11 protein-coding genes and 1 pseudogene are annotated in these 12,804 nt (G+C 56.7%); 8 read left to right on the top strand and 4 right to left on the bottom strand.

Annotated features, from left to right (window positions below; genetic code table 11):
• Positions 1–109: 109 nt before the first annotated feature.
• From AU509_RS01245 to AU509_RS01235, 3 genes are all read right to left on the bottom strand, one after another.
• Entirely contained in the window at positions 110–874 is a 765-nt protein-coding gene (locus AU509_RS01245; protein WP_094117457.1) for a DeoR/GlpR family DNA-binding transcription regulator, read from the bottom strand.
• A 106-nt stretch (positions 875–980) separates the two neighbouring features.
• Positions 981–2,324 (bottom strand): aspartate aminotransferase family protein, encoded by a 1,344-nt coding sequence (locus AU509_RS01240; protein WP_094117456.1) that lies wholly within the window; start codon positions 2,322–2,324, stop codon positions 981–983.
• On the bottom strand, positions 2,321–3,349 hold the full coding sequence (locus AU509_RS01235; RefSeq protein WP_094117455.1) for a phosphotransferase enzyme family protein: 1,029 nt from the start codon (positions 3,347–3,349) through the stop codon (positions 2,321–2,323). The genes AU509_RS01240 and AU509_RS01235 overlap by 4 nt, the downstream gene beginning before the upstream one ends.
• 459 nt (positions 3,350–3,808) lie before the next feature.
• On the opposite strand from AU509_RS01235, the gene fabG reads away from it, so the two are divergent.
• The 5 genes and pseudogenes from fabG to AU509_RS01215 all read left to right on the top strand — a co-directional run bounded on the left by fabG (position 3,809) and on the right by AU509_RS01215 (position 8,902).
• Positions 3,809–4,582: a 3-oxoacyl-ACP reductase FabG gene (gene fabG / locus AU509_RS01230; protein ID WP_094117454.1), complete on the top strand. Its 774-nt coding sequence runs from the start codon at positions 3,809–3,811 to the stop codon at positions 4,580–4,582.
• A gap of 15 nt (positions 4,583–4,597) precedes the next feature.
• A complete protein-coding gene (locus tag AU509_RS01225) occupies positions 4,598–6,130 on the top strand; it encodes an APC family permease (RefSeq protein WP_094117453.1) in 1,533 nt (510 codons plus the stop codon).
• An 11-nt stretch (positions 6,131–6,141) separates the two neighbouring features.
• Complete coding sequence (locus tag AU509_RS18245; RefSeq protein ID WP_217809646.1) at positions 6,142–6,390, top strand: hypothetical protein; 249 nt, start codon at positions 6,142–6,144, stop codon at positions 6,388–6,390.
• Positions 6,366–7,605, top strand: a pseudogene (locus tag AU509_RS19010) (amidase). Before AU509_RS18245 ends, AU509_RS19010 begins: the two are co-directional and overlap by 25 nt.
• Positions 7,606–7,633: 28 nt before the next feature.
• Positions 7,634–8,902 carry an MFS transporter gene (locus tag AU509_RS01215; protein ID WP_094117452.1) on the top strand — a complete coding sequence of 423 codons (1,269 nt, stop codon included), beginning with the start codon at positions 7,634–7,636 and terminating at the stop codon, positions 8,900–8,902.
• Between the two features lie 120 nt (positions 8,903–9,022).
• Here the strand turns inward: AU509_RS01215 and AU509_RS01210 are convergent, their stop codons facing one another.
• Positions 9,023–9,976: an AraC-like ligand-binding domain-containing protein gene (locus tag AU509_RS01210; RefSeq protein ID WP_094117451.1), complete on the bottom strand. Its 954-nt coding sequence runs from the start codon at positions 9,974–9,976 to the stop codon at positions 9,023–9,025.
• A gap of 171 nt (positions 9,977–10,147) precedes the next feature.
• On the opposite strand from AU509_RS01210, the gene AU509_RS01205 reads away from it, so the two are divergent.
• The 3 genes from AU509_RS01205 (at position 10,148) to AU509_RS01195 (ending at position 12,722) form a co-directional block, all read left to right on the top strand.
• The gene (locus AU509_RS01205) at positions 10,148–11,176 is read left to right on the top strand and encodes a carbon-nitrogen hydrolase family protein (RefSeq protein ID WP_085650925.1); all 1,029 of its coding nucleotides are present in this window, start codon (positions 10,148–10,150) and stop codon (positions 11,174–11,176) included.
• Positions 11,177–11,253: 77 nt separating this feature from the next.
• Entirely contained in the window at positions 11,254–12,144 is an 891-nt protein-coding gene (locus tag AU509_RS01200; protein WP_162896375.1) for a transporter, read from the top strand.
• 206 nt (positions 12,145–12,350) lie between these two features.
• Positions 12,351–12,722, top strand: coding sequence for a group I truncated hemoglobin (locus AU509_RS01195; protein ID WP_244200970.1), 372 nt, complete (start codon positions 12,351–12,353; stop codon positions 12,720–12,722).
• The last annotated feature ends 82 nt before the right edge of the window (positions 12,723–12,804 follow it).

Below are 12,804 nucleotides of genomic sequence, written 5' to 3'. Positions count from 1 at the left end.
TATCACCTTCTCGCCTGCGTAATACCCTCGTTTGATAGACCTACGCATTGGCGGTTATGTTGTCTTCCCAGCGTTTTAGAGGCGACACCGCTCCCCCGCCTTCGCCTCATTAACGGCACACGGAAACGTCCACGTTGCCTTTCTTTAGGCTGGTCAGCAGATGATCTGCGGGCGTGCTGTCGGTGATCACGCGATCGATCGACGACCAGGTGGCGTAGCTGGAAGGAAATGCCATGTCGAATTTCGAATGATCCACCACGACCATGCTCTGGTTCGAACGTTGGATCATGGTGTTATAAATAATGCCGCAATCGATCAGGGCTTCGCTTGGCCCGCCAGAGGTCACGCCGCTGGCGCCAAGAATGGCGTAGTCGGCGTAATACTGGTGCAGGAAATTCAGCGTTTGTCCGCCGACCATCGCCCCTTCCGAAGCGATGTAATCGCCCGGCGCGACGATGACCCGAATGGTGGGATTCATCGACAGCACGGTCGCCACCCCGAATGAGTGCGTGATGACGGTGATATCGCGGAGATCGACCGCCATCCGGCGCGCGACATGCACGGTCGTTGCCCCCGACCCCATCATGAACAGTTTGCCGTCGCGCAGATACTGCATCGCTTCCCGGGCAATGTGTTCACGCTCTTCCGTAAACAGGCGATGACGTTCTGTGACGGTAGGCTCTGTATTCATCGCCCGTACCGCGCCGCCGTAGGTGCGATTTAACAACCCTTGTTGGGTCAGCTCATCCAAATCGCGCCGGATGGTTTCCGTTGAAACCTGATGAGCCCGCGCCAGATCGACAATACGCAAACTGGGCGATTCACTCAGTTCGCTCAGTATGTTCTGCTGGCGTACTGTTTTCCTTTTTGACATTGACCGTCATCTCTCCTGATAAAACGTCACCGGAACGCCAGTATATCCGGCGCCGTCAGGCAACAAAAACGCAAAGCGCCGGTTATCACGTATTACCGCCGTTTTTTTAATGCTGTCGGCGGCGGCTCATGACGGCGGAGAATTTATCGATAAAAAAGTTGGCATTGCTGGTGCTGAAACACAGCGGAGGACGGATTTTCAGGCTGTTGCCATACGCCCCCGCTGCCCCGATCAAAATGCCCTCTTCTTTGAGTTCATTGATCACCCAGCGCGCCAGCGCCATGTCCGGTTCCTGGCTATCCGGGTGCCGGAATTCGACTGCGTTAAACAACCCCGCTCCGCGCACATCGCTTATCGCCGGATGAAGCTTCGACAGGCTGCGCAGCCCGGCTCGCAGATAGTGGCCGCAGCTATCCGCGTTGGCCAGCAGCGCTTCTTCCTGAATCACCTGTAACACGGACAGGCCGGTGGCCGCGGCCACCGGGTTGCCGCCAAAGGTGTTGAAATACTCGGTTTGCTGACTGAATCGGTCGAGCAGTTCCGGTCGTGTGATAACCCCGGCCATTGGGAAACCGTTCCCCATCGGCTTGCCGAGCGTCACAATATCCGGCACCACGTCATGGCGCTGGAAGCACCAGTAATGCGAGCCCGTGCGGCCGAAGCCGGGCTGTACCTCATCAGCAATGAAGACGCCGCCGTTTGCCCGAACGCGCTCGACGGCCTGACCGAGGAACCCCGCGGGCTCGGCGTAAACGCCATCGCTTGAGAAAATGGTATCCACCAGCAAAGCGGCACAGCCGAAGCCGTCCGCATTCAGCGAATCGATGGCCGCTTGCACCGCATCGGCAAAGACCTGCGCCACCGGCTGTCCTGGCTGCGACGTATTGGCATCCGGCGCCGGCACCGTGCGGACATAAGGCGGCAACTGAGGCCGTTTATGCCCGGATGGCGACACTTCCATCACCGCCGTGGTATTACCGTGATAGGCCGTTTCGGTCACGATGATGCCCTGCTTGCCCGTCGCCATTCTGGCGATACGCAGCGCGATATCATTACTTTCGCTGCCCGTGCAGGTGAAAATGACGTTGGTGAGCGGCGCGGGGAACGTCGCCAGCAGCGCTTCCGAATACTGCTCCAGCACCGGGAACAAATAGCGGGTGTTGGTGTTGAGCAACCCGGCCTGACGGCACATAGCTTCCACCACGCGCGGATGACAGTGGCCCACGCTCGGCACATTGTTATACATATCCAAATAGCTGTTGCCCGCCGCATCGAACATCCAGACGCCGCGCGCGCTGACCATTTCAATCGGCTGCTGGTAGAACAATACCGACGAAGCGCCCTGCGTGTGTTGGCGACGAACAATCTGTTCGGTCAGCGCCGCATCGAGCGTCACGACATCGCTTTTCTCGAAGCGATTGAGGCCGAGAATCTGTTTTTTCTCTTTCATTGCGAAGGCTCCTGCTGCGCGCTCCGCGCGACGCGTTGTGTCTGTCCACGCAGATACTGCCGGGCCAGCGCCACGGTGCCTGCGGGATAATCGGCGGCTAACTGCCGGGCGGTGGGGGTTTCGGCATGACTGGCGATCCAAGCGCTCAACTGAAGCCGACGCAGCATGACCAGCGTGGGCAAGATGGCCTCGTCCTGAGGGTCAAGCGGACGGACGCTCCGATAGCCTTCCACCCATGCCGACTGGTAATCCGCCAAGAGCGGATCGTTTTCGATGAAACTCACCGCGGTCGCGAAGTCCCAGCCAAACCAGCAAATACCGCAGTCATCAAAATCGATAACCGTCATCTTATCGCCGTCCACCAGCAGGTTAGCAAGTCTCATGTCGCTGTGTACCAGCCCGAAGCGGTTCGGTGAGCACCCATAGTCGTCTAGCCGCGTTTCCAGCACGGTTTCGGTCTCTTCCAGCAGGGCGAGATCATCAGGCGCAAATTCACTCAGGCAGCGCCAGTCCCCCCAGAGCGCCTGTTGGCCAATAATGGTGTCAAACGTCCATACCTTGCGGGTGAAGGTCGACGGCCTTTGCCAACTCAGGCTATGCAGATGCAGGCGGGCCGCAATTTGCCCCAGATGGCGATACCACGCAGACAGATCGCACGCGCTATCCGGCTCCGCGCCGGCGATAAACTCAAACGCCACCACAAAGGTCTCAGCCGTTTCATCCGCCAGCCGCGCCACGCGTTCGCCATCCAACTGTGGAAGCGGCGCCGCCACGTCGATAACCCCGCTGCTTTTCAGAGCCAGCAGCCAGTCGAGCTCGGACACAATTTCAGCGTGGTCGCAATAATTGGGCCGATGCACACGCAAAACCAAGCGGTGACTGGTGATCGCATCCGTCACCAGAAAAGTGGCATTTTCGGAAAAGGTCAGCAGCGCGAGATCAGAACCTTCACTGACGCCCCATCGAGGCAATTCTGCGCGCAGTAACCGGCTGATAGTCTCTATATACGTTTCGTCATAAAGCATTAGTGAACATCCAACAACTGACAGAAGTACAACATTTTTATGTTGAAGCTGGATTTTATGCAAGAACAACGACAAAAATAGTTATCATCCAATACAACCACTCCAAATATAACCTTTTATATTAATGGCTTAATAGAAAATATGATCACTAATAAGATCAGACGCCCCGCAATGGGGCATGTTTTGTATATTATCGGCTATTGCGTATAAACCGCAGCCAGAAAAACCCGATAAAATAAATATAATCAACAATATAAAAATCCCCTTATCGCACCAAAACAGCTCACCATTAAGTCGCAGATTAAACCTTGCGAAAACCCAGCAAATAATGTTGATCATTCAACATTTACGTGATTATTCTTTATCGACATTGGCAATCGTTTCCCGGCGGCATCTGTGAAAAGCGGCGGAGCGATGATTCCCTACACAGCCCGGTCTGACGTAAGCAAGGAGACCCACATGTTCGACGATATACGCGGCAAGAACGTACTGATTACCGGTGGCAGCAGCGGCATTGGGCTGGGGCTGGCGCTGAATTTTGCTCGTCAGGGGGCCCATGTGGCGATCACCGCAAGAAATGCGGCCAAGCTGGAGTCCGCCCTCCAGCATGCCAGCGCCACAGGCGTGAACCTGACGGGCTATCTCTGTGATGTGAGCGTGGCGCTACAGGTGAAAGAGACCGTTGCCCAGTGCGCGGAGCACTTTGGCGGGCTGGACGTGCTGTGTTGCAACGCGGGCATTTTCCCTTCCGCGCCGCTCAGCGAAATGACGGAAGCGCAGTGGGATGAAGTGCATGCGGTGAACAGTAAAGGCACTTTTTTGTGCGTGCAGGCCGCCATGCCGTGGCTCAAGACCGCCGGCCACGGTCGCATCATTTTGACCTCCTCCATCACCGGCCCCGTCACCGGTTATCCGGGCTGGGCGCACTATGCCTCCAGCAAGGCGTCCCAGTTGGGTTTCATGCGCACCGCCGCGTTAGAGCTGGCGAAAGATCGCGTGACCATCAATGCCATCCTCCCTGGCAACATCGTGACGGAAGGGTTGGCCGACATGGGAGATGACTATATTGCCGCGATGGCGAAGTCCGTCCCCCTGAATCGCCTCGGCAGCGTTGACGACATTGCCGCCGCCGCGCTGTTTTTTGCCTCTCAGGCGTCCGGGTATATCACCGGGCAAACGCTGATTGTGGACGGCGGCCAGATTCTTCCCGAATCCTTATCCTGCATTTCCTGACGGAGTGGTCATCGCATGAGTAATCAAATAATGACTCACCTGGCCGGGAATGACGCGGGTACCCCGCCGATCCGGCGCCTGCGCCCCAACGCCGTCGGACTGACCGGCGTCTTGTTTATGACCGTCGCCACTGCCGCGCCCATCACGGCGATGCTGGGGAATGTCCCCATCGCGGTGGGGAGCGGTAACGGACAGTACGCACCCGCGGGATTTCTGGTCGCGACGATCATTCTGGCGCTGTTCGCCGTCGGTTATGCGCAGATGGCGAAGTACATCACGGCCACCGGCGCGTTTTATGGCTTCATCTCTCACGGGCTGGGACGCGTCATCGGTATGGCCGCCGGGGTCGCGGTGACGCTCACCTATATCGTGTTTGAAGCGGCGCTGGTCGGCATTTTCGCATTCTTCTGCGAAGACTTGGTCCACGGGCTGTCCGGGATACAGGTGCACTGGATCGTCTTCGCGCTGGGCATGCTGGTGGCGAACGGCGTCCTCAGCTACTTCGATATCTCGCTCACGTCGAAAATGCTGGGCGTCTGTCTGGTGCTGGAAATTATCATCCTTACCGTCGTGGCGGGCGCGGTGCTGTTACACGGCGGCGGGCCGCAGGGCTTTGTTCCTGAGTCGATCAACCCATTGAAGGCGTTTACGCCCGCGCTGGGCGTATCGGGGGCGAACGCCGGTATCGGCCTGTTCTTCGCCTTCTGGTCTTGGGTCGGGTTTGAATCCTCCGCCATGTATGGCGAAGAGTCGCGGAATCCGAAGAAAATCATTCCGCTGGCGACACTGCTGGCCGTGATTGGCATCGGCCTGTTCTATGTGTTTATTTCCTGGATGGCGATTGCCGGGACAGGCCCGGAGAAAGCCATCGCGCTGGCGCAAGACCCGAATCAAGCGGCTGAAATTTTCTATGGCCCGGCGCGCCAATACCTGGGCGAGTGGGCGGTTTCCGTGTTCAAAATTCTGGTGATCACCGGCTCCTTCGCCTGCGGGATGGCCTTCCACAACTGCGCCGCGCGCTACCTCTATGCGCTCGGACGGGAGAATCTGTTCCCACGTTCAGGCAACACGCTGGGCCTGACCCACCCCAAACATGGCTCGCCTCATGTCGCGTCGACGGTGCAAACGCTGATCGCCAGCGCCATCGTTCTCCTGTTCCTTATGGCGGGGAAAGATCCCTATGCGGATATCTACACGCTGCTGGCGATACTCGGCACGATGGGGATCATGATCGTTCAAGCGTTGTGCGCCTTCGCCGTCATCTTCTACTTCCACGCGCATGCGGAAAACCGCAAGAACGGCCACTGGTTTAAAACCTTTCTGGCGCCGTTACTGGGCGGGATTGGCATGCTTTACGTCGTCTATCTGCTGTTCGCCAATATGGATTTCGCGGCCGGCGCGTCAGCCAATTCACTGTTCTACAAAGCGATTCCGTGGATTGTGCTAGCCAGCTTTGTCGTCGGTGCCGCCATCGCCACCTGGTTTAAGCTTTTTGATCGTCAAAAATTCCAGGTGATTGGCCGCATCGTGTTGAATGACGAAAAATAGAGGGCCGGATCATGTCTGATAACCCACGTCTTGTTCTGCTCAACGCGCATCAACTTTCCGCGTTAATCAGGAATAAAGACATCTCCTGTCGGGAAGTGATGGCGATCTATCTCGACCATATTGAAGCGTTTAATCCACAGATTAATGCCATCGTCAGCCTGCGGGAAAGATCGCGGCTGCTCAGAGAAGCGGAAGATAAAGACCTCGCCTTGGCGAAGGGCGACTATCAGGCTGGATGCATGGATTCCCTTTGGCGGTGAAAGATCTGGCGCTCACGCAAGGGATCCCGACTACCCGGGGATCGCGGATTTTCGCAGAGGACATTCCCGAGAAAGACGCCCTCATCGTGGAAAGAATGAAGCAGGCGGGTGCATCGTGATCGGTAAAACCAATACGCCGGAATTTGGGCTAGGTTCTCAGACCTATAATTCGGTGTTCGGCGCGACGGGCAATGCCTATCACCCGGCGTTGACCGCAGGAGGCAGCAGCGGCGGCGCGGCGGCGGCACTGGCGATGTACCTGCTGCCGGTGGCAGACGGCAGCGACATGATGGGCTCGTTACGTAACCCCGCCGCCTTCAATAACGTCATTGGCTTCCGCCCTTCGCAGGGCTGCGTTCCTCTAACGGAGAGCAACGAGCTGTTTATCAACCAGATGGCGTATGAAGGTCCGATGGGGCGCTGCGTCAAAGACGTTGCCCTTCTGTTGGCCACGCAGGCCGGTCGGGACGATCGCGCGCCGCTATCGCTGAACGTCGATGCCGAACAGTTTACCGCCTCGCTGGAAAGCGACTGTACCGGTCTGCGAATCGGCTGGCTGGGCGATCTTCAGGGCCACCTCCCCTTCGAAGACGGCGTATTGCCCCTGTGTGAAGCCGCGCTGAGCACGTTTTCTTCGCTCGGCTGCGACGTGAGCGACGTCGTGATTGATATGGATTTCGACTCGGTCTGGAACGCGTGGTGTACGCTGCGGCACGCGGCCGTGATGCACAATCTTTTCCCCCTCTACGCAGACCCCGAGAAGCGGACATTCCTGAAACCGGAAGCGCTTTGGGAAATAGAGAACGGGCTGGCGTTAAGCGCGATGCAAGTCATGCAGCGTCGGCGGTCAGAACGCAGCTCTACAGAAAATTGCTCGCGCTTTTCGATGAGGTGGACTTCCTGATACTACCGAGCGCGCAGGTTTTTCCCTTCGACAAACACCGCCATTGGCCGGACACCCTGTCAGGCCGGACGATGGACACCTATCACCGCTGGATGGAAGTCACCATCCTCGGGAGCCTTTCCGGCTGTCCCATCGTGAATATGCCGGCCGGATTTAATCCATCAGGGTTGCCTACCGGGCTCCAAATTATCGGGCGTCCTCAGCGCGATATGGCGGTGCTGCGGCTGGCTCAGGCCTATGAAACCGCCACGCAATGGACCGCAAAGGTTAAACCGCCGGCCATTAACGACAGCGAATTGATTCACGATTGATTTCATTTATTCACCAGAGGGGATCACAATGAGCAGCCATAAAAAAATTATCGCAGGCACCATCGGCAATATACTCGAATGGTATGACTTTCTGATTTATGGCTTCTTCGCTGCGGTGATCGCCAGACAATTCTTTCCGGCCAATGACGAATACAGTTCGCTGCTGATTTCGTTAGCGACCTTCGGCGTGGGCTTTTTTACCCGACCAATTGGCGGACTGGTGATTGGTTTTTATGCGGATAAATACGGCCGGAAGAAAGCGCTACAGCTCATCATCTGGCTGATGTTTATCGCGGTCGCGATCTTTGTCGTGACCCCGTCCTATCACCAGATTGGTATTACAGCCCCGATATTGATCGTCATCGCGCGTCTTATTCAGGGGTTCGCGACCGGTGGCGAATATGCCAGCTCAACCTCCTATCTGGTGGAAGGCTCAGACGACAATAAGAAAACGTTTTACGGTTCCTGGCAATTATTCGGGCAGTGTCTGGCGGTGGTGCTGGCATCGATTATCTCAATGATTATTTTCAAGGTGTTCAAAGAGAGTCTGGACAGCTGGGGCTGGCGAATTGCGTTTGCCATCGGTCTGATTATTTGTCCGGTCGGGCTCTGGATTCGAAATAACCTCTCTGAATCCGACGAGTTTATTCAGCAGCAATCCGAGGAAACCCTGCCAGGCGATAAAAAACGGCTGGATGTCAGAAAAATCATCCTCGGATTTTGTCTGGTGGTCAGCGGAACGGTGGGCTTCTACGTGTTGTTGATTAATATGCCGAGCTTCGCCAGTAAACAGCTAGGCATGCCCATCACCAGCGTACTGACCATCCAAATCGGCATCGTCAGCCTGATGGCGATCATCATTCCCCTGTTCGGCATTCTGGCGGACAAAATCGGAAGAAAGCGCGTGTTCCTCGTCGCCACTATCGGCTACTTCGTGATGGTGCTGCCGCTGTTTACCTGGGTGATTCATTCTCCCCAAATCAGTCATATGCTGATTATGCAGCTGGTGCTGGGCATCTGTCTGGCCGCGCAATTTGCCACCATGCCCACCATGCTGACATTGCTGTTCCCCGTCGAGAACCGGGTGACCTCGTTATCCATCAGTTACAATCTGGCGACCATGACCTTTGGCGGATTCTCGCCGTTCATCGTGGCCTGGCTGTCGCATAGTTGGGGCGCGCCTGCCCCGGCGTATTACATGTTTGCGGTGTCTGCCATCAGCCTGGGGGCCGCGATTTGTTTTCCTCGCGACGAGAAAAAAGCGCAGCCCATGGTGGCCAGCGAGTGGACGCACTAACGATGATCGACTGGGGCCATAGAACGGACGATATGGCCCGTTTTATTCAGCGGCGCTGACATAGTAAGAGGCATATTCAAGACCGTGGTGATGGATACAATGGATCTGTTCGTCACTCCATTACTGCCCGACCGTCGTCGGTTGCGCCCGAACAAAATGGCTCGGCGTTGCACCGAACATTTTCTTAAATTCTCTCGAAAAATAGGCGGGATCGCTAAATCCCCAGCGGTAGGCGATATCACTGACCGAACCGTGCCTCGCGCCTCGGTCTCGCAAGGTTTCCGCGCACCGGTTTAACCGCGCCGTTAACAGATAGCGACCGAATGTGTGACCTTCCCGTTGAAATAACATGCTGAGGTAGCGAGGCGTGATTTTAAAACGTTGGGCGACCGCTTTAAGGTTTAAATCCGGATCTGAGAGATTGTCGTTAATCAGCATTTTTATTTGTAAAAACAGCATACTGGCCGTCGTAGACTGAGCCGAATGACTGCGATGATCGGCGATAATCGTCGCCAGCAGATCCATCGCCTGATCAATCAGCCGCTGCTGGTGCTGTTTAGGCAATTCATCCGGCAGATTAAACAAGCCATCGAGAAAACTCGCGGTCAGCCCACTGAGCGGATGCGAGCCGCCGAAGCTCACCGCGGTCAAGTCGTCCACCCGCCCTAAGCGACGCTGTAAATGCAGTCGGGGAAATTGCACCACCAGTTGCTGAAACTCCCCATTCAGGTGCAGTTCGTAAGGCGCGCGCGTGTCGTACAACGCGAATTCGCCACGGCCAAGCGTCGCCTCTCGCCCACCCTGAACGACGCCTGTCCGACCGTGTCTGACCATGCTCAACAGGATGACATCATCGCAATACTGATGTAGCCGACCTTGAGTACGCGTCACCGTCTGCGGCGCGCCCTGCACATTGACCAGCGCAATATCCGATAGCGCGCGCGACTGTAATCGCCCATGAAAATCGCCGTCGCCGATCCGGCACTCTAACGGTACGAAAGTCTGGCTTATCGCTTCACGCCAGTAGCTGTGACGTTCTCTGGCAAGCACCTCTCCGGTATCAAACACCTTCATGCGGCAGCTCCATCGTGTTGTTCCCCACGCGGCGGAAGCTGCAAGTTGTGTGCCATCGGGAGTTCCTTCTCAGTCAAGAGTGACTTCCTTCTGGTCATAACGCGCGAAACACCGTTCCCCTTATAAAAAACAGCGAACACATCGTTATTTCAACGGAGAGAGGCACCCCTGATGAATCGAGCTATCACCGTCGCCTGCGTACAGGCCGCCCCGGTATTTATGGATCTCAATGCCACGGTGGATAAGACCATCGCCCTGATCGAAGAGGCCGCACAGCGTGGCGCCGAGCTGGTGGCTTTCCCGGAAACGTGGATCCCGGGCTATCCCTGGTTCCTGTGGCTGGACTCCCCTGCCGCCGTAATGCCGTGGGTTTACCGCTATCACCAGAACTCGCTGACGCTGGACAGCGAGCAGGCGAAACGCATCGCGGCAGCGGCGCAGGCCAACAATATCTGGGTTGTGCTGGGATTCAGCGAGCGTGATAACGGCAGCCTGTATATCGCTCAGTGGATAATCGACAACCAGGGCGAAACGGTCGCAACGCGTCGCAAGCTGAAAGCGACTCACGTCGAACGTACGCTGTTTGGCGAAAGCGACGGTTCCTCCCTGCGCACCTTCTCCACGCCGCTTGGCACGCTGGGGGCGCTGTGCTGCTGGGAGCATCTCCAGCCGCTGACGCGCTACGCGATGTATGCCCAACATGAACAAATCCACATCGGCGCGTGGCCCAGTTTTAGCCTCTATCAGGGCGCGACCGCGGCGCTGGGTCCGGACGTCAACGTAGCGGCGTCGCGTCTTTATGCCGCCGAGGGGCAATGCTTTGTGCTCGCGCCCTGCGCCATCGTCTCGCCGGAGATGATTGAGCAGCTCTGCACCGATGAGACCAAACGCCAGCTGCTGAAAGTCGGCGGCGGCCATGCGCGAATCTTTGGACCGGATGGCGGCGAACTGGCGACGCCGCTGCCGGAAGACGAAGAGGGACTGTTGATGGCGACGCTGGAGCCCGCCGCGATCACCTTTGCCAAGGCTGCCGCAGATCCGGTGGGGCATTACTCGCGCCCGGACGTCACGCGACTGCTGTTTAACTCCGCCGCTAACCCGACCGTGGTCAATCTCGCCGTCACGCCTCCACCGGAAGCGGACGAACCGTTTCCGGCGACCACGGCGGAATGGGTCGTGCTACCGGAAAGTCAGGGCTAACAGACCGAGGCTCCGACACGATCGGAGCCATCCTTGCGATATCTAATAAAAACAAGTTTCTGAACAGGGGGATAATCATGAAATTAGCCGTCCGGCAGTATCAACGAATGGCCCTTTTCGTCTTAGTGAGTGGCGCGGCGATGAATGCGGCGCAGGCGCTGGAATTTTCGCCTGGCGACTATGAAATGCTGCCGGACAACGCCACCTTTTTTCTGACGTATTTACAGTACAATCATAGCGATGCTTATTATTCTCAAGGCAATAAGGCGGCGGGCGACAATAAGCTCAAATCAGAAGTCTCGATGTTACGCCTTATCCATGCTTATCATCCGATGGAAAATGTCAGCATCCAGCCACAGGTCATTCTGCCGTTTGGCAACGTTACCGCCTATGGCGATAGCCGCGCATTGGGAGACGCCTCCGGTATCGGCGATGTCGTCGTTGGCTCCCCAGTCGTCGTCAATATGGATCCCGCGGGCACCAACGTTTTGGCCCTCGGTCCCTACATTTATCTGCCTACGGGTCATTACAACAACGATAACCCATTGAATATGGGTGAAAACCGCTGGCGTTTCTTGCTTCAGGCCGCGTGGATTCACCACTTCACTCCTCACTGGGCCTTCGATACCGGCGCCGATGTTTCCTGGGTCACGCCTAACGACGACTACGGTGCGTCAGGGCAGACATTAGAACAAAAACCGCGTTACGAATATCAAGCCTATCTGCGCTATGACTTCACGCCGCAAACGCGGGTAGGTTTCGGCGGCGGATGGATTACGGGGGCAGAGAGCAGCGTGGGAGGAGTGAATCAGCGCGATCGCCTGAATACCACCTACGCCCGTATCTCTGCCTCGCACTTTTTTACGCCATCGGTGCAATTGCAGGCGGTCTTAGGGCGAGATCTGGATGTCAAACAAGGATTTAAACAGGATTTGAACGCCACGTTGCGTTTAGGCGTCCTGTTTTGATTTTTCATGACAGGTGAACGTTTTCGAATGCACTGACCTTAGCTGATCATCATCGGAGGACTCAACATGACTCGTCAACACCCCGCAGAACCCAGTCAGGACACCCTGTATACCCGTCTTGGCGGATACGATGCCATTCATCAATTTGCGGGCGCGGCCCTCAAAAAAGCGATGGCACATCCCAAAATCGGGCATATCTGGGCCATATGTCAGAATCCACGTTCCTCAAGGAACATATCAATTTCGTTGATTTTCTGGCCGTACACTGGGGCGGCAACGCGGTATATCGCGGCCGGGATATGGTGACGGCCCATCGTGGAATGGGTCTGACCGAAGAGCACTGGCAGGCCATGTTCGACTGCCTTGAAGCGTGTTACGAGGATTTCGACGTCCCCCATGATCTGCGTGAAGAGATCACCGCCACGTTCATGTCATTCAAACCGGTGGTGATTGGCAGCCCCTCCTATCGTGACGTCGTGCTGTCGCACCCGGAGATGGATGTCACCAAAGGCATGAAAAGCGTTGGCGTGGAGTGGCCTTCGTCCAACGATGCCGACACCCCCACCGATCCGCGATAAGCCTCGGTAATCCCCTACGCATTGCGTGTCACTCCGCGCATGACGCCAGTGGATCGGGGCTGAGTCCGGGCCGCATCGCCGA

Source organism: Lonsdalea britannica, assembly GCF_002111595.1.
In the GTDB taxonomy this organism is placed as follows: Bacteria; Pseudomonadota; Gammaproteobacteria; order Enterobacterales; family Enterobacteriaceae; genus Lonsdalea; species Lonsdalea britannica.
The sequence above is the reverse complement of the archived record's forward strand: the minus strand, read 5'-3'. Positions and strand labels throughout refer to the sequence as shown.